Below are 16,994 nucleotides of genomic sequence, written 5' to 3'. Positions count from 1 at the left end.
CCATGCCCGCACACCAGGAGAATCGCATGACCAAGTCCCTCCGTGCCGCCGCTTGCGTTGCTGTCGTGATGCTCGTGCTCAGCGCCTGCTCCGGCGGCTCTGACACTGCGACATCGGCACCCTCGACCGCGGCCTCGTCGACGCCGGCTCCGACCACCACGACCCCGTCGGCGACCACACCGAGCGCCGTACCATCGGCGCCGCCTGCCAAGCCGGCGCGGACGGCGGCGCAGCTCGCCAAGGCGCTGCTCGCGCTGGCCGATCTGCCGCCGGGATTCTCCGTCGAAAAGGACGAGGGCGGTGACGACTCCGATGTCACGGTCTCGTCGAAGGACGCCCGCTGCGCGAAGCTCGTCGCCTTCTCCAACGCGGACAACCCGCCCGGCTCGAAGGCGTCGGCCGGCCAGTCGTACTCCGGCGGCGCACAGGGCCCGTGGATCGACGAGAGCATCGACGCGATGGGGTCGCCCGCAGCCGTCCTGGCACTGCAGAAATCCTTCAAGCAAGCCGTCACCGCCTGCCGCACGATGACCCTGAAGGTCCCCGGCGAGGGCAGCTCGCCGATCAGCGTCCGCGAGGTTGCAGCCCCCGACGCCGGCACCGACCCCGTCGCCGTACGCTTCACCGCCACCGCCGGGCCCCTAGAGGGCTTCGAGGTCACCATGATCACCACCGGCGTCGACGACGTCGTCCTCGCCATCACAGTGATCAACGGCCTCCCCGAAGACATCGACGGCGCCACCGCCACCGCGGTCGAGAAAGCCCAAGACGCCCTCGGCGCCACCAAGTCCGGAACCTGACCAGCCATGGGCTTCGGGCAAAGCCCCTGCCGACGGGCATAGCCTGGGGTGGTGCAATACACCGACTGGGGTGAGCGCGCCGCTCGCTGGTCGGGAATTCGCAGCGAGACAGTGGATGTGCACGGCACGAAGGTGCACTACCTGGCAACTGATCAGAAGCGCACGTCGGAAGTGCCGGTTCACCTGCTCGTTCCCAACCCGGCCAACAGCGCCTCGAACTGGCTCGACGTGCTCGCGGAACTGCGACCATACGCGCACGCGATCGCGGTAGACCTGCCGGGCACGATCGCCGGGCACACCGCGTTGCCGAACCGGCGCGCGGCAAGCATCGAAGCGAACGCGCTGTGCCTGCGCGATTTCGCTGACGCGCTCGAGCTCGATCGGGTCACGGTTCACGGCTGGTCGGCGGGCGGGACGATTGCGTTGCTGTTCGCCGACCAGGCACCCGAACGCGTTGACAGGCTCGTGTTGGTGGCGCCGGCGCTTCCTCCCCCGCTGAGCGACGGTGAGGCGCGCAGGTGGCGAACCCTCGGCAGGGCGGGGTTGGCCATCGTCGCACCGGTCGCCCGCGTGCTGTTCCGAGTTTCGGGGCGGCGCATCGTTGCTGCGAAGCTGCGGGCCCTGGGCGATCCCGCGTCGGTTGCGGGCAGCAAGTGGAACTTCGGCGGTGACCTGACAAGAATGTCGCCGGAACTCGCCGGTCTGCTGCGGGACGAGATGTCGGCGGTCGAGTCGACGCGTTTGGGCAGCGCGGTCACGGTGTATGCCTCGCTGATATCGCTGATGTTCGTCCGGCGGCGACCCGTGCTCGACGCGATGCGCCAGGTCGCATCGCCGACTCTCTTTGTCTGCGGCGACGAGGATCGCCTCACTCCCCGTGCGTCGATCGATGACTGGATGGCGCGGCGGCCAGACTGGAACCTGGTGGTCCTCGACCACGTTGGCCACGCCCCGCCGTTCGAAGTCCCCGCCGAGTACGCTCGCACGGTCATCGACTGGTGTGGCCCACCGGTTCACGACCGGTAGAGCGACGCGGCACCGCATCCGGTGGCGTGCACGGCGGATCGACCGCGCTTTGAGGCTCTGTGACGGTCTGGCGCAGGCGGCCATGGATGGCGGGGATCGCTCAGTCCGGCGAAAAGGTTAGCGCACCGTAAGGCTGTTGGGGATCCACCCGGGGAGCGGCGAACTAGGGTGAGAATCCCCGCCTCCTGGAGTACTCGATGCCCGTACGACGACTCACGTCGGCCACCGCCCTTGTCGCTCTCCTCCCCCTGACCGCCTGTGGAGCCGACGCCGCGGAACCGTCCGGCCAGGCGGGACAGCCGGCCGCCACCAGCCCGAGCCGGGCCGGGCAGGCGTCTGCGACCACTCCGTCAGCAGTGGCGACCGCCTCCGTGCCGCGCTCCCCCGCCGGGTCGGCGTCGGCGTCGGCGTCGGCCGCCGTACCAGAAGCGCTGAGATTCAGCGGTACGACGTTGGACGGCATGACGTTCGACGGAGCGACGTTGGCGGGGAAGCCGGCCGTCTTGTGGTTCTGGGCGCCGTGGTGTCCCAAGTGCCGCGCTCAGGCCGCTGAGACCGCCAAGGTCGCGCAGGAATACCAGGGAAAGGCCACCATCGTCGGCGTCGCCGGACTTGACGACCCCGAGGCCATGCGGGGATTCGTCGTCGATCAGAACGTGGGCGGCTTCGCGCACCTGTCCGACGAGGCCGGCGACGTCTGGGAGCGGTTCGCGGTGACCGAGCAGAGCACGTACGTCGTTCTGGATGCTGCCGGCAACAAGGTCTTCGCCGGGAACCTGCCGGCCGGCAAGGGCCTGTCCGACAAGCTCGCCGAGTTGGTCGGCTGAGGGGTCCACGACCGGATGAGCGACGTACCCCTGGCGTTGGCACTCGCGGCGGGGATGCTCGCAGCAGTCAACCCGTGCGGATTCGCCATGCTTCCCGCCTACCTGACGCTGCTGGTGGTCGGCGACGACTCTCCGTCCCGGGGCGTCGCGATCGGCCGCGCCCTGGCGGCGACCGCCGCGATGACGGCCGGGTTCGCCGCGGTCTTCGGTGTCTTCGGCCTGGTCGTCGCACCCGCCGCCAGCCAGATTCAGCAGCACTTGCCCTGGGTCACCATCGTCCTCGGGCTCCTGCTGGCCGCCGCCGGCGGCTGGCTACTGGCAGGCCGCGAACTCCCCGCGCTGATCCCGAAGCTACGTCGCGGTCCGGCGGTCACCCGGTCGGCCTCCTCGATGGCACTGTTCGGCGGCGCCTACGCCATCGCCTCGCTCGGGTGCACGATCGGACCGTTCCTCGCCATCGTCGTCTCGGCCTTCCGCACCGACTCGACCGCAGCCGGAGTTGCCCTGTTCGGCGCCTACTCCGCCGGGATGGGCCTGATCGTAGGCGTCGCCGCCCTGGCTGTGGCCCTGGCACGTCGGGAGACGATCGGCCGAATCCGCCGACTCGGCGCCATTGCAGCACGCGCCGGCGGCGGATTGCTGCTCCTCGCCGGCGCCTATGTGGCCTACTACGGCTGGTACGAGATCCGCGTCTTCCGCGGAACGACCACCACCGACCCCGTCATCGATGCTGCCGGCAAACTGCAGACCCGCATCGCCGACACCCTCGGCAACCTCGGCGTGCCGACGATTGCTGTCCTCTTCGTAGTCCTACTGCTCATCGCGGCCATCACAATTCGCCGCGCAAGGCGCCTACGTCGGCTCACTGAGGAGCGCGCGGATTCCGCTGATACCGGCGGGTCGGCCGGTTGATGGGTAGTCCTACCGATGTGCGTTGCCTGGACGTCGAGTGACGGTGGAATCCACCGGCCGCGTCAGACGGCCTGCACTCGACAGGAGCTTGGGGATGGTTACGGCCACAGTCAACGGGCTCGGACTCCACCACACGGCTGTGGGATCGGGCCCCAGTGTCGTCCTGGTTCATGGCTCGTGGGGTGACGCGGGCAACTGGCTGCCTGTCGTACCGATGCTGGCCAGACATTGCACAGTCGTCTCCTACGACCGGCGGGGTCACAGCCGCAGTGAACGCCCGCCCACAGCGGGCTCGGTGCACGATCACGTCTCCGATCTCGCAGCGCTGATCGAGGCGCTCGACCTGGCCCCGGCCTATGTCTGCGGCAACTCGTACGGCGCGCTGATCACGCTCCGACTGGCTGTCGCGCAGCCCGATCTGATTCGGGGCATCGCCGTACATGAGCCGCCCGGCGTGCCGCTGCTGTCCGGCGATCCCGCGTTCGCAGCCGTCGTGGAAGCCTTCGGGCAACGCATCGCGCCGGTGCGCAGGCTGCTCGAGGCTGCGGACGATGCCGCCGCCGCGGAACTGTTCGTCGAAACCATCGCGCTCGGTCCAGGGCAGTGGGCGCAGCTCCCGGAACCGGTACGCCGTACATTCATCGCGAACGCACCGACGTACCTCGATGAACTCCGCGATCCCGACTGCCTCACGATCGACCGCAATGCCCTGGCGACGTACACGAAGCCGGTGCTGCTCACCCGGGGCGACCAGAGCCCACCGATGTTCGCACCGATCCTCGATCGCATCGCGACGGCGTTGCCGCACGCCGAGCGCCATGTATACGTCGGCGCAGGGCATGTACCTCACATGACACATCCCGACGACTACGCGCGGATCACCCTGGACCGCGCACTGCGCTGACAGGGCCCAGCCACCTGCCGCCGGCGACAAGCTCGGCCACCCGGTCTCGAGGCAGTTTGACGACCGACCCAGTGTGCCCGGCAGTCACTCCTGACGGTCGGACGGCCGAGCTTCGAGGATGCGCTTGATCGCCGCCAGATCCTTGGTGTTGGCCCGGCGCATCGCCGCGACCATGGCAGGCGCCGCGACCCGGGCGAAGCCGGCCGGTTCACCGCGGTTGCGCAGCGTCATCCGGGTGCTCGACTCGCCCAGCGCCTCCCAGCCGTACGTCGTCTCCATCGGGAACGGACCCTGCGCCGTACGCATCACCAATCGACGACCCGGCACCAGGTCCACGACCTCGTACTGGTACGCAAGCCGCCGCCCGAGGAAGTGCGCGACGAAGTCCATCCGCGACCCGACCCCGACCGGCGGCGGCGTCTGCCAGGTCACCGACTCGATGTTCGCGTACCACTCCGGCGCGTTCGACGGATCCGCCGCGTACGCCGCCACCTCGCCGACGGCACGATCGATCACCACAGCCGTCTCGACATCGACAGACATCAGCGTTCCCCTATGCCACGGATCAGAAGTTGAAGAAGGGCTTCCGGACGCCGGTCTCCAGGTACGCCTTGAGCGACAGCAGCATCTGCGCCCACCCGACCGTCACAATGCGGAACATGTCGTCGACGGCGGCGAATCCCTCGTGATCGAGCCGGACGACGACGCCCGTCTCATTCGCCTCGACATCCCACCGGACCCGAGTCGTTTCCCACCCGGGTGGGCCGCCGGCACACAACCACTCAAGCCGGAGCGGCTCGTCGACCTGTTCGATCCGCATGTCCCAGGTGATCGGCGCATCCGGGAAGCTCATCTTCAGCATGTCTCCGACCGCCGCCCCGGGCACGTCGGCCCGGCTGGTCCACCAAGCCGTGATGCCGTCCTGCGTGGTCAACGCCGAGTACGCCGCCGCGGCGTCAGCCTTCTCGACAGCGACGAGGTGATGCATGTCGGCCATGTCCTGCCCCTCCAACTTCTTTAGTAGTCACTAAAATTACCTGCGCGAGCGAACTCTGACAAGCTTTAGTCACTGCTAAACTTCTTCCGTGGCAAACACCGGAGTGCTGGCCGTGATCGCCGAGCCGCGCCGCCAGGCGATCCTGCGCCTGTGCTGGACCCAGGAACGGACCGCCGGTGAGCTCGCCGACGCCTTCGATGTCACGTTCGGGGCCGTCTCGCAACATCTGCGGATCCTGCGCGAGGCGGGACTCGTCACAGTGCGCCCGTCGGGGACCCGACGCTTCTACCAAGCCGACCGCGCAGCCCTCGGGCCGCTGTCCGCCTACCTGGAAGCACAGTGGGCGACCCAACTCGACGACCTCGCCACCCTCGCCGAAGAGGCCGAAGCCGCCGAAGCGGGTGATGACCAGTGAACGACGACCCCGCAGCTGTCATCGTCCGGCGAACCATCCGCGCCCGCCCGGACACTGTGTTCAGCTTCTTCACCGACCGCGACCGCTGGCTGTCCTGGCAGGGCATCACCGCCGAGATCGACGCCCGGCCCGGCGGCGTGTTCCGGATGAACGTCCGCGGCGACGGATTCGCGTCCGGACGGTTCGTCGTCGTCGAACCGCACCACCGGCTCGTGTTCACCTGGGGTTGGGAAGGCGACGGATCGCCGGTCCCACCCGGGTCGAGCACCGTCGAGATCACCTTGGTTGCCGACAGCAACGACAGTACCTTGCTGACGCTCGTGCACACCGGCCTGCCCTTCCCGGCCCTCGACGCCCACCGCAGCGGCTGGGACCACTACCTGGATCGCCTCACCACCCGCGCCACCGGCGGCGACCCAGGCCCGGACACCAGCGTCGACGCGTGACACCAACGAGGCGGACATCGCTTACGGTCCGCTGACGGAATCGGTCGGGTCGGCTGCGTGCGCAGTACAGTCGAAACCACCGGGTACGTCGTACATCGGAGCTGATCCAGATGCGGATAGTGGCCGTGCTGACAGTTTGCGGGCTCGCGCTGGCCGGCTGCGGAGGCGGCACCGAGGCGGGACCGGAGCCGACCACAACCCCTGCTCCCGCCCAGAGCTCGCCACCACAACCGACACCAACGGACCGCTCGACGCCACCTGGGACAGCTACCCCAACCGGGACCGGCATCCAGGTTGCCGCTAGCAACTTCGGCGAGGTTCTGTTCGACAGCACCGGACAGGCCATCTACCTGTTCGACAAGGAGAAGACAGCGACCTCGGAGTGCTACGACGCCTGCGCCGAGGCGTGGCCGCCGGTTCTGACAAAGGCGATGCCGAAGGCACTCGGCCGGGTCGAGCAGTCCTTGCTCGGCACAACCAGGAGAACTGACGGCACCACCCAGGTCACGTACGGCGGACACCCGCTGTACTTCTACGCCCACGAGGACAAGAACGAGGTCAAATGCCACAACATCCCCGGCTTCGGCGGCCTCTGGCTCGCCGTCACAGCCGCCGGCGAAGCGGCCCCGGTCTGATCACCGGCTAGGCCCGTGCGGAGCGGCCGCCGGGCGCAGTACGTCGACGGTCGAATAGCGCTCGCACGGCAGATCTGTCCCCTTCGACGTCGATGGAGGCCTCGTCGAAGGTGAGCGCACCTGCTGCCAGGCCTAGGACGACGGCGGCGTCGGCGAAGCACGGCTCGCTGACACTCCACACCACAGCCCCGCCCGACGTCGACGCACACATCTGCGCCGACAAGGACACGGGGTCAGGCGGACGACCGCCGCCACAAGCGTGAAGGAGTGAACGCACCTATTGCGGTGGGCCCTTCGGGGCTCCGAGGCCGCGCGCGACACGGCGAAGGGCCGCATTGTCGTCGGTCGAGCGCCAGCGCACTACTGCAGCACGCTCTCCGATGGTGGACCGTACGGCGGATTGCAAGTCATCGACCTCGTCGACGTTCGTGACAAGCAGTACCGCGACGGCATCCCGCGTGCCCACTACGTCCGACTCGACTGTGGACACGTCCAGGTGAACCGACCGGTCCGGCGCCCAGCGGATCACCACACGAAGCTGGAGCTCGTCGACCCAGTACGTCGGTCGTCGGGGATGCCAGTCCTTGTCGCGGCTCGGTGGGCTCAGTTCCGGCAGCGCTTCGCGGACAGCGCCGTACAACGCCTCTCGATAGGTCTGAGCACTGCGATCCTGAGCCCCGAAGGTCACACGCTGCAGGCCGACCTCGTTCGGAAGGCGACCACTGATCGCAGCCACACCGAGCACGGCGCCGACGATCAACGCTCCGAGCGACGTCAGGTCGCTGGCACCTCGGAAGGCGAGCAGGACCCCTACCGCGACGAGCACCAGCCCGCCGACTCCGAGACCGGCCCGAACACCGGGCCGCAGATCCGTCGCCACGACCTCACATCCCTACTTCACCTCCATGATCACTCTTCGCGGACACAAATTCACGCCTAGTGGCCAACTTCGTCGGACTGGTCCCCGATTTGTCACAACGGACGCCGAGCCCTCCGCTTGGAACTCTGGCGCCGGTTGCCCAAGGCCCACGGCTCGGTGCGGCGACCGACGCTTCGCGCAAAGTAGGTGGTCTTGATGTACGACGTCGTCGTGCTGGTCGAGGACGAGTTGAGCGGGCGGGATGCCGAGCGGGTGGCGCAGGAGGAGGCTCAACACGCGGTCGACGCCCAGGCGACCGCCGCACTGGACCGCAGCCTCGAGCGCCAGAGCCCGACCACTAGCGATACCCGAGTGACACCGTGGTCCAGTTGGGGCCGAGGAGTTGCGTATCCGCCGGCTGATGGTGCATCGCCAGGATGAGGACCGCTTGCGGCAGCCGACGACGTACGGCGTGGAGGACTTGTCCGGCTGTGTCGGCGTCAAGCCCGGTCGTCGGCTCGTCGATGAGGAGAACGTCGGGCTGGGTGGCGAGGGCACGGGCGAGGTGGAGTCGGCGCTGTTCGCCGCCGGACAGGTTGCGACCGCCGACGCCGAGGCTGGTCTGCGGTTCCACTCCGGCGCGGTCCAGGGCCATCGCTGCAAGCAGTTCGGCGAAGTCGGCGTCGTTTGCGGAGGGGTTGGCGAGGCGGAGATTGTCTGCAATCGTGCCGGTGAACAGATAGTCGTCGGCCAGTACGGCGGTGACGACGGGACCGGGTTGTCGCCGCAGTGTCGTCGCGATTGCGTTGACGAGCGTGGTCTTTCCACTGCCGGACGGGCCGGTGATGAGCAGCGTTTGGCCGGCGTCGACAGCGAATGCGATCTCGCGCGCGTCCCGCGTGGGTGTGTCGTGCAGTCGGTATCCGGAGACTGTGAGGCAGCGACCGTCGTACGTGGCCCGGAAGGTCCTGTCGGCCTCGGATCGGCGGGCCTCGTCCTCGCCCACCGACGCGAGCTGAGCCTCGGCGTGGCGAGATTGGACCCACGCGGCCGCGGCTGTCACCAGGCGCTCGGCGTTGGCCATGACACCGGCGGTGAGCAGACCGACGAAGACCACCGTCGCAGTCGTGGCACCGGACCGCGCTGTGTGCAGCACGGCGAGGAGCAGCGCGGCAGCCGTCAATGCTCGCGTGCCGCCCAGGGCACGCGCAGTCGTTGCCGCGTGGCGGTTCCGCCTGTCCTCGAAGGTTTCCAGGCGTTGCAGGGTGCGCCGCACCAACTGGTCGGTGACGCCCAGAGACGCCATCTCGGGCCATGCCTCGACCGCAGCCACCAGTTCGGTCCGCAGCAGACCACGGGTTCGGGTCGTGTCATCCATTCGTCGCGCGGAAGACACCGCGAGGACGGCGCAGGCGATCACGCCTGCCGCCAGTGTCAGCGCCGCGAGCGGACAGCCGGCGAGGACGAGTACGACGCAGCCGCCCGCGGTCGTCACACCGGCGACGACCACCGGTGTCGTGGCCTGCATGACCGCCATGCCGGTTGTGTCCGCGTCGGCCATGACGCGGTCCAGCGATTGTCCGGACCACCCGGCGCCTTCGGATCTGGCGGCCCGGTCGTACACAGCGAGCCTGGCAACGCCGATCCGGCGTAGCGCCGCGGCATGCAGGACGACCCGGTTGGCATAGCCGGCCGCGATCCTGCCCAGGGCGAACGCGCGCACCCCACCGCTGGGCGCGAGGTAGGAGAACGCACTGTAGGCGCCGGCCATGGCCGACGAGGCGATGAACCATCCGGAAAGTCCGAGCAGCCCGACGGAGCAGGCCTCTGCCAGAACTGCCAGCAGGAGGCCGATACCTGCGAGCTTCTTTGCGGTCATACTCGCGTCGCCTCCCGCACGGTGTGGACGGCCCCGTCCGCAACACCGAGGAGGATGTCGGCCGACCCGGCAAGGGCCGTCGAGTGCGTGGCCACCACTACCGTGCGACCCCGCGTGGCGTTGCGTAGCGCAACGATGATCTGAGCCTCCGCGTCCGCGTCGAGGTGCGCGGTCGGCTCGTCCAGGACCCACAGACCCGCGTCGCTCAGGAACGCCCGGGCGATCGCGATACGTCGCGCCTCGCCGGTCGACAGGCCCCAGCCGTCCTCCCCCAGCGGCGTGTCCAGTCCCCGCGGAAGTCCTTCGACGAGCTCCGCCAGCCCGGCCGCGGCGACCGCCCGCTCGACGTCTGCCCGGCCGGCATCCGGTCGCCCGATCCGGATGTTGTCACCGATCGACCCCGGAAGCAGGACGGTCTGCTGACCGATCCAGGCGCAGCCGCCGAGCCGCGGCGCCGAAGCTCCAGTCGGCGTCAGCCACCGGACGGACCCTCCACTCGGCTCGCGTACTCCGGCGATCAGCGACAACAATGTGGTCTTGCCGGCGCCGGACGGCCCGGCCACGGCTGTCCACCGACCCGCATGAACTGTCAGATTCACGCCGTTCAACGTCGGTTCGTCGGCTGCCGGGAAGCGGAGCGAGACGTTGTCCACGACCACGGTCGGACGGTCGCCCGAGGGCGGGACACGTTCAGAATTCGACGCGGGCTCGACCAGCAACCGCCTGACCGCCGGTACCGCCGCCAGCGCCCGTTCCCTGCTGTGGAAGGCGGCCGCCATGGCCCGCATCGGCTGGAAGTACATCGGGCAGATCAGCAGAGCGAGCAGACCACGGAACAGCGTCATGCCGGGCGCGGCACCGATCCGCACGTAGCCGAGCAGGGACAGACCGACGTACGTCGCATTGGCCGCGATGGAGAAGGTGATGACCACGTCCATCACCGCGCCGGAGAGCGAGGCCCGCCGGACCACGGCGATGGTGGTCGCGTTCAGATCGCCGCCCGCGCGGGCCAGCTCGGCACGGCGACGTTCCAGCGCCCCGATGTTCCGCAGCGTCGGCAGGCCCCGGAAGCTGTCGAGTACGACGGCTGCGAGCCTTGCGCCGGCCGCTGCCTGTGCGTCGGCGCCCTCTTTGGCGAACAAGCCAACGAGCCGCATGTTCAGCGGGATGAGCAGACTGGCCAGCAGCAGGATCACGGCAGCCGGCCACTCCACGAGCGTTGTGACGACGAGGATCAGCGCGATCGACACGGGAGCAGACAGTCGCTGCGGAAAGCTCTGCGCGTGAAAGTCCGCGATGTCGTCGGTCAACTCCACCGTTGCGACTGCAGCCGTCGCGGCGTCTGGCTCTGCGTGCCGCCGTCCGGCCGGCAGCAGCCCGGCGACCAGACGCCACCGAAGGACGTGAGCGATTCGTCGGCGGCCGGCTGCCTGGAATCGCGCCGTATTCCAGGCGGCTCCCGCCGCCAGGAGGCCACCGCCGAAGAGAGCGCCCGCACTCTGCCAGCTCGGCAGTGCGCCGTCGAGCACGTACTGCGCGACCCACGCCAGGCCCGTCCACTGGACGACGGTGAACGTCGTCTCGAGTGCCTGGCAGCCGGCGGCGGACAGCAGCGACCGACGGCCCGGCGACGCAGCCGCCGCGAGCCACCTGCGCGCCTCGACAGTTGCCCCGGGCTGGTCAGTCGTCATCTTGCATCCGGTGTTCGTCGATGATCCATGCGATCCCGCCGGTCAGGACGATGAGAATCATGCCGACGATGCTGAGCAGATGACTGTGGTACTTCGGATAGCCGGAGAACATGCCCTGGCAGACGCAGTAGAGCAGCCAGGCAACGACGACGAAGACGACGGTCAGCACCGTACGAGCGAGCAGCCGGCTCACCCTGCCTGCGACCTGGGATCCCCTGCTCATCGGTCGACTCCTGTCATTCCGTTGGAGAGGTGGTTGGCGGCGAGCTTGTCGCGAAAGGCATGGTGAGCGAACCAGTTGTAGAACAGGATCAGCGGCACATTGAGCCCGACTCCGACCGCAAGAAACGCCAGCGTGCCGGACGGAGCCGCTGTGTTCGTGAGCGTCAGATCAGGTGACGCGAGGACCGGATAGCGGGCCACCACCAGAGCGATGACCAGCGCCACCACGGCGGTGACCAGGCCCGCGAGAGGGATTCCGTCGTACGGCGAAGCGGAGCGCAGCGTCAGCAGACTCGTCACCATGCCGCCCGCGGCGAACAGCAGGAGCCCGGCGAACGCGATGCTCCGCGCCGGGCTGTCCAGCCTGAGCGGGGTTGCCGTGCCGCCGACCGCCAGGAGGCACGCAACAAGCAGCACTGATGCCAGTCCTGCGCTGACCGTTCCGCGCCGTCCTGCTCGGACACGGAGTTCCCCGGTTGCCTTCCACTTCATGTAGGCGTATCCGAGCGCCAGATAGCCACAGACGACGGTCACTGCGGACAGTCCGGAGAACCAACCGATCCCGCCGAACGCCGAACCTACGGTCAGGTCAGCTGTCAGGGTCGCAACGGCGACGCCCTGTGCGAGCGCCGCGACCAGCGAGGCAGCGCCGAAAGCTCGCTCCCAGCGAGGCGCGGGATGAGTCTGCGACGCCATCTCCACACTCACTCCGCGGACGATCAGCCCGAACAACATGACGATCACCGGCACGTAGGCGTGCGGCAGCATGACGCCGAAGGCTGCCGGGAACCCGGCCCACAGACTCACACCGAGCAGAACCAGCCAGGTCTCGTTGCCGTCCCAGGCCTGGGCGACCTGTTCGAGCATCTCGTGCCGGCAGCTGGCGTCCGGTTCGATCAAGGAGGCTATGCCGATCCCCAGGTCGTAGCCGTCCAGCACGACGTACATCACCACACACAGCAGGATGAGCAAGAACCAGATCGTGGCCATCAGTTCGCCCTCCCGCCGGCCAGGCCGGCCGTGAGTGCCGGGTCGAGGATCGGGTGACGTTCGCCGGGGTCGGCATGGTCGGGACCGATCCGCACCGTGTGCACGATGTAGGCGATGTACGCGACCAGCATCACGACATACAGCACGGAGAAGCCGACCACCGAGAACACGAGCTCACCAGGCGCCAGGTGCGAGACGGCATCGGAGGTGCGGAGCTGGCCGAACACCACCCAGGGCTGACGACCGGTCTCCGCGGTTGCCCATCCGCCGAGGATCGCGAGGATGCCTGCCGGTGTCGTCCAGAGCAGGAACTGGTGGAATCGTCTGGAGGTCCACAGTCTCCGGCGGAAGCGCAGGATCGTGGCGTAGCAGACGGTGCCGAACATCAGCAGCGCCGCGAGGAACATCACCCGGAAGCCCCAGAAGACCGGCGCCATGTCCGGCCGATCGGCCTGCGGTGTCAGATCAAGCCCTGGGATCGCGGTCTTGCAGGTAAGGTCCCGATTGACCGCACTTCCAAGACACGGGATGTTCAGTTCGACGAGGTTGCGCTGAGCCTGCTGGTCGGGGATCGCGAACAGAACGAATCCGGTGTTGCCTTCCGTCCAGTTGCCCTCCAACGCCTCCAGCTTCGACAACTGGGACGGCAGCACCGCGCCGGCAGTGTGATCCCCGACGAAGACCTGCACCGGCACCAGCAATGTCGCCACCCCGAGAGCGATCGACACCGATCGTCGAGCGAACGCTGACGCTCGTCCCTTGACCAGGTAGTAGGCGCCGATCCCGGCCACGAAGAACGCGGCCGAGATCAGTACGGCGAGCACCATGTGCGGCCACCGCCAGACGAACGAGTGGTTGAAGATCGCGTCCACCCAGTCGGTGGGTTCGAACCGGCCGTTGCGTACGACGAACCCGGCCGGCGTCTGCATCCACGAGTTCGCGGCGATGATCCAGGTCGACGACAAGAGCGTGCCGAGCGACACCATCACCGTCGAGACGAACATCGTTGCCTGCCGCACCCGGCCGTCGCCGTACAGCAGGACGCCGATGAAACCGGCCTCGACGAAGAACGCGGTGACGACCTCCATACCGATGATCGGGCCGATGATCGGGCCGGTCCTGGCCGCGTACCCGCCCCAGTTCAGCCCCATCTCGAAGGTGATCACGATGCCGGCCACGACACCGATCGCGAAGCCGACCGCGAACACGCGCCGCCAGAACCGGAACATCTGCAGGTACACGGCTTTGCCGGACTTCCAGTACATCCCGTACAGGACGCAGAGCAGGATCGACAGCCCGACCGTGATGGCCGGAAACGTCATGTGGAACATCACCGTGATGGCGAACTGCCACCGGGACAGATCGAGCAGACTCATCTCAACTCCGCTCAGGCATCGATGACAGGCATGTCGGCCGCGACCTTCGTGAAGCGCGGCAGCGCGGCAGCGCCGATGGCCAGCAGAGCGATGATGACCATCTGCACACACTCCACCACGGCGAAAGCCTGTGGTGTGTTTTGCTCAGCGCGCACCAGGTAGAGGGTGCCGAGGGTGGCCACGCCGAGGGCCAGGCCGCTTTGCTGCAAGGTGATCAGTACGCCGCTGCCCACACCACCGAGGTGAGTCGGTACGTCGGCGAGCACGCTGCGGAACAGTCCCGCGAACAGCATCGACCCACCGGCACCGGACAGCGCCAGCGGGACCGCCAGATCCCACAGCTCGACGTGCGGCCAGCGATCGACAACGACCGCAACCAGTGACGCGAGGCCGGCGAGCTGGATGACCGCACCGGCCGACAGCGCGGCCCGCCCGAAGCGGCCGATCAGCCGCGGCGCGAACACCGAGCCGAGGAAGAACATCGACGCCATCGGCAGGATCGCCAGGCCGCCATGCAGTGCGTCTTGGTGGAGACCGTCCTGGACGGTGAGCGCGAAGACGAACATGAACGCGCCGAACCCGATGCTGAACGCGAATAGCATCACGAGGCCACGCGACATCGACGGAAGTTTGAGCAGCGACGGCGGTAGCAACGGAATCCGGCCGCTCCGCTCCGCGCGGCGCTCGACCATGGCAGTGATGACTCCGAGGACGACGGCGAGGGCAATCATCGTCCACGTCCACCATGGCCATCCCAGCGAATGGCCCTCGGTGAGCGGAACCAGCAGAGCGGTGAGCGTGGCGGCGAACAACACCGTGCCAGGCAGGTCGACCCCGACCGGGTGATCCGAACGGGTGTCGGGCACGATGCGGGCGGCAACGACCAGCACCACCAGCCCGATCGGCACGTTGACCAGAAAGATCGGCCGCCACGATGCCCCGGCGATGTCCGCGCTGACCAGCAAGCCGCCGACCAACTGACCGACCACGGCCGCGATACCGGACGTCGCGCCATACAGGGCAAGAGCCCGTGCCTTGCGCTCGTGCTCGAGCGTGTGATGGAAGGTCGCAAGCACCTGCGGGACGAGCAGCGCGGCGGTCGCGCCCTGCACGATGCGGGCGGCGATCAGTACGGCGACAGTCGGAGCGAAACCGCAGACCGCCGAAGCCACGATGAAGCCGACGAGTGCGCCGAGGAAGACACGGTGGCGGCCGAAGCGGTCGCCCAGCCGGCCGCCGAGGACCAGGAGGGCGGCGTAGGCGACGCCGTACCCGGCGATCACCAGCTCGAGCTCTGACGCCGACGCGTTCAGCGACGCATCGATGCTCGGCAAGGCGACGTTGGTGATGAAGAAATCCATGATCGGCAGGAACGCGCCCGCGAGCAGGAACAACACGCCGACGGGGTGCAGCCCGCCGGCCAGCGCAACAGCACGGGGCGAGGCGCCCCCGGCCTGCCGGGGGGAAAGAGTGACGGCCATCGCTTCTCCAACTAACTATGAGGAGATAACTATCTGAACAGAATTAGTATGTCCCCATAACTATGGCCAGGCAATCAACTATGCTGCCGGTGTGACGAAGAACCCATCGCCGCGACGAAGCCCCCGGAGAGCCCGCAGATCAGCCGGGAAGGGCTGGGCCGACCTCGCCGACCTGGCGTTGGTCATCAGCCGGGAGATCCAGTACCGCGGCTACACCGACCCGGAGGCGGTCGGCCTGACCCAGTCCGAAGGCATGGTGATGCGCTACCTGCTCCAGGACGAAGCAGCAGCTGCGCCCAGCCAGATCGCCGCCGCCACCGGACTCCAGCGCACCAACCTCTCCACGACGCTGCGCACCCTGGAGCACAAGGGCATGATCCAGCGGCAGGCCAGCCCGGCCGACGGCCGCGGCGTCACCGTCAGCCCGACAGAACACGGCCGCGCCAACTCCGCCCTGGTGAGGCACGAATGGGCGACCGCCGTCAGCACTGCGGCCGGCGGCGACGACACGCACCTCGATGCCACCCTCACCCTGCTCACCACCATCAGGGACGGCTTGGCGAAGTCCCGCCCCCAGTCCCCCTCACGCCACCCACCCGCGTAACCAGCACGCCGGCCGTGTCCTGCGGCCCGTCCCCACCGAGCGATGCAACTGCACCTCGAGCCGGGCGGCGGCAGGTTAGGCTACGGATCGAGTATCGGTGCACATTTCGTGGAAGGGGGCAGCCGTGTCCTTGCCGGTGAGCCCGCTGGACGAGAGTGACCGGCTCGTCCTCAGCGACCGGGTCTACGAGGCGCTCATCGACCTGCTGATCAGCGGCAGGGTCGAGCCGGGACAGGCGCTGCGGATCGAGCATCTCGCCAGCTTGCTGAACGTGTCCCCCACACCGGTCCGTGAGGCGTTGGCCAGGATCGAGACGACCGGCCTGGTGACCCGCGTCGCGCAGAAGGGCTATCGGGTGGCCCCGCTGTTGGCCGAAGCTCAGATGTCGGAGCTCGTCGACGCGAGGGAGCTGCTGGAGCTCGGGGCGATGGAGTTGATCTCCGGCGAGCTGGACAACTTGGTTCGCCAGCTCGAGGCCGCTCAGGAGAAGCATGCGGCAGCGGCTCAGCGCCTGGCCGAGCTACCGGCCGGCGATCCGTCGGTGACGGCTCGGCAACGGGAGTACTTCGAGGCCGACTGGTCTTTCCACCTGGCGATCCTCCACCGGTCGAGCAACCGGTACGTCGTACAGATGGCCGAGGGACTGGGCGGGCACCTGCATCGGCGGCGCCAGGGGGTCGTGGTCGGCGTGAACGACTCGCAGTTCGCGGTCCGTGAGCACGCCGCGATTCTGGCTGCGTTCCAGCAGGGCGATCTGCCGGGCGCGATCGGCGCCATGCGCATCCACATGAACCAGATCCGCCAGCGCTCCCTGAAGGATCTGGCCGCCCAACCCCGGTAATTCCGTGTGACGCAGGTCACACAAACCTCGCTCTGGACCTCAAAATCTATTTTATATAGATTTTCGCCTCACCCGCTGAGCCTGCTGAG

The 16,994-nt window shown here is 68.1% G+C and carries 19 protein-coding genes; 10 read left to right on the top strand and 9 right to left on the bottom strand.

Going from position 1 to position 16,994, the window contains the following annotated elements:
• The first annotated feature begins 26 nt into the window (after positions 1-26).
• The 5 genes from ACIBL3_RS39910 (at position 27) to ACIBL3_RS39890 (ending at position 4,469) form a co-directional block, all read left to right on the top strand.
• Positions 27-800 (top strand): hypothetical protein, encoded by a 774-nt coding sequence (locus ACIBL3_RS39910; protein WP_396359176.1) that lies wholly within the window; start codon positions 27-29, stop codon positions 798-800.
• Positions 801-851: 51 nt separating this feature from the next.
• Positions 852-1,826 carry an alpha/beta fold hydrolase gene (locus tag ACIBL3_RS39905; protein WP_396359175.1) on the top strand — a complete coding sequence of 325 codons (975 nt, stop codon included), beginning with the start codon at positions 852-854 and terminating at the stop codon, positions 1,824-1,826.
• Between the two features lie 197 nt (positions 1,827-2,023).
• A complete protein-coding gene (locus ACIBL3_RS39900) occupies positions 2,024-2,653 on the top strand; it encodes a redoxin domain-containing protein (RefSeq protein WP_396359174.1) in 630 nt (209 codons plus the stop codon).
• A 15-nt stretch (positions 2,654-2,668) separates the two neighbouring features.
• Positions 2,669-3,565, top strand: coding sequence for a cytochrome c biogenesis CcdA family protein (locus ACIBL3_RS39895; RefSeq protein ID WP_396359173.1), 897 nt, complete (start codon positions 2,669-2,671; stop codon positions 3,563-3,565).
• 94 nt (positions 3,566-3,659) lie between these two features.
• Positions 3,660-4,469 (top strand): alpha/beta fold hydrolase, encoded by an 810-nt coding sequence (locus tag ACIBL3_RS39890; protein ID WP_396359172.1) that lies wholly within the window; start codon positions 3,660-3,662, stop codon positions 4,467-4,469.
• Between the two features lie 84 nt (positions 4,470-4,553).
• On the opposite strand, the gene ACIBL3_RS39885 is transcribed toward ACIBL3_RS39890, so the two are convergent.
• Positions 4,554-5,012, bottom strand: a complete 459-nt coding sequence (locus ACIBL3_RS39885; protein WP_396359171.1) for an SRPBCC family protein — start codon at positions 5,010-5,012, stop codon at positions 4,554-4,556.
• A 22-nt stretch (positions 5,013-5,034) separates the two neighbouring features.
• Positions 5,035-5,466 carry an SRPBCC domain-containing protein gene (locus tag ACIBL3_RS39880; protein ID WP_396359170.1) on the bottom strand — a complete coding sequence of 144 codons (432 nt, stop codon included), beginning with the start codon at positions 5,464-5,466 and terminating at the stop codon, positions 5,035-5,037.
• An 88-nt stretch (positions 5,467-5,554) separates the two neighbouring features.
• On the opposite strand from ACIBL3_RS39880, the gene ACIBL3_RS39875 reads away from it, so the two are divergent.
• The 3 genes from ACIBL3_RS39875 to ACIBL3_RS39865 all read left to right on the top strand — a co-directional run bounded on the left by ACIBL3_RS39875 (position 5,555) and on the right by ACIBL3_RS39865 (position 6,962).
• Positions 5,555-5,881, top strand: coding sequence for an ArsR/SmtB family transcription factor (locus ACIBL3_RS39875; RefSeq protein WP_396359169.1), 327 nt, complete (start codon positions 5,555-5,557; stop codon positions 5,879-5,881).
• Positions 5,878-6,327, top strand: coding sequence for an SRPBCC domain-containing protein (locus ACIBL3_RS39870; protein ID WP_396359168.1), 450 nt, complete (start codon positions 5,878-5,880; stop codon positions 6,325-6,327). Before ACIBL3_RS39875 ends, ACIBL3_RS39870 begins: the two co-directional genes overlap by 4 nt.
• A 110-nt stretch (positions 6,328-6,437) precedes the next feature.
• Positions 6,438-6,962 (top strand): hypothetical protein, encoded by a 525-nt coding sequence (locus tag ACIBL3_RS39865; protein ID WP_396359167.1) that lies wholly within the window; start codon positions 6,438-6,440, stop codon positions 6,960-6,962.
• A gap of 277 nt (positions 6,963-7,239) precedes the next feature.
• Here ACIBL3_RS39865 and ACIBL3_RS39860 read toward each other — a convergent pair whose 3' ends face one another.
• From ACIBL3_RS39860 to ACIBL3_RS39830, 7 genes are all read right to left on the bottom strand, one after another.
• On the bottom strand, positions 7,240-7,842 hold the full coding sequence (locus tag ACIBL3_RS39860; protein ID WP_396359166.1) for a hypothetical protein: 603 nt from the start codon (positions 7,840-7,842) through the stop codon (positions 7,240-7,242).
• A gap of 337 nt (positions 7,843-8,179) precedes the next feature.
• On the bottom strand, positions 8,180-9,700 hold the full coding sequence (locus tag ACIBL3_RS39855) for an ATP-binding cassette domain-containing protein (RefSeq protein WP_396359165.1): 1,521 nt from the start codon (positions 9,698-9,700) through the stop codon (positions 8,180-8,182).
• On the bottom strand, positions 9,697-11,391 hold the full coding sequence (locus ACIBL3_RS39850; RefSeq protein WP_396359164.1) for an ATP-binding cassette domain-containing protein: 1,695 nt from the start codon (positions 11,389-11,391) through the stop codon (positions 9,697-9,699). The genes ACIBL3_RS39855 and ACIBL3_RS39850 overlap by 4 nt, the downstream gene beginning before the upstream one ends.
• Positions 11,381-11,614: a hypothetical protein gene (locus ACIBL3_RS39845; protein ID WP_396359163.1), complete on the bottom strand. Its 234-nt coding sequence runs from the start codon at positions 11,612-11,614 to the stop codon at positions 11,381-11,383. The genes ACIBL3_RS39850 and ACIBL3_RS39845 overlap by 11 nt, the downstream gene beginning before the upstream one ends.
• Complete coding sequence (locus tag ACIBL3_RS39840) at positions 11,611-12,603, bottom strand: cytochrome d ubiquinol oxidase subunit II (protein ID WP_396359162.1); 993 nt, start codon at positions 12,601-12,603, stop codon at positions 11,611-11,613. Before ACIBL3_RS39840 ends, ACIBL3_RS39845 begins: the two co-directional genes overlap by 4 nt.
• On the bottom strand, positions 12,603-13,979 hold the full coding sequence (locus ACIBL3_RS39835; RefSeq protein ID WP_396359161.1) for a cytochrome ubiquinol oxidase subunit I: 1,377 nt from the start codon (positions 13,977-13,979) through the stop codon (positions 12,603-12,605). The genes ACIBL3_RS39840 and ACIBL3_RS39835 overlap by 1 nt, the downstream gene beginning before the upstream one ends.
• A gap of 11 nt (positions 13,980-13,990) precedes the next feature.
• Positions 13,991-15,460: an MFS transporter gene (locus ACIBL3_RS39830; protein ID WP_396359160.1), complete on the bottom strand. Its 1,470-nt coding sequence runs from the start codon at positions 15,458-15,460 to the stop codon at positions 13,991-13,993.
• A 91-nt stretch (positions 15,461-15,551) separates the two neighbouring features.
• Here ACIBL3_RS39830 and ACIBL3_RS39825 point away from each other — a divergent pair, with 91 nt between their 5' ends.
• Together ACIBL3_RS39825 and ACIBL3_RS39820 are read left to right on the top strand one after the other, a co-directional pair.
• Positions 15,552-16,064 (top strand): MarR family winged helix-turn-helix transcriptional regulator, encoded by a 513-nt coding sequence (locus ACIBL3_RS39825; protein ID WP_396359159.1) that lies wholly within the window; start codon positions 15,552-15,554, stop codon positions 16,062-16,064.
• 124 nt (positions 16,065-16,188) lie between these two features.
• Entirely contained in the window at positions 16,189-16,905 is a 717-nt protein-coding gene (locus ACIBL3_RS39820) for a GntR family transcriptional regulator (RefSeq protein ID WP_396359158.1), read from the top strand.
• Positions 16,906-16,994 lie beyond the last annotated feature (89 nt).

This window comes from Kribbella sp. NPDC050124, from assembly GCF_044460355.1.
Classification (GTDB): domain Bacteria; phylum Actinomycetota; class Actinomycetes; order Propionibacteriales; family Kribbellaceae; genus Kribbella.
Note: the sequence above shows the minus strand (reverse complement) of the source record. Positions and strands in the feature narration are given on the sequence as shown.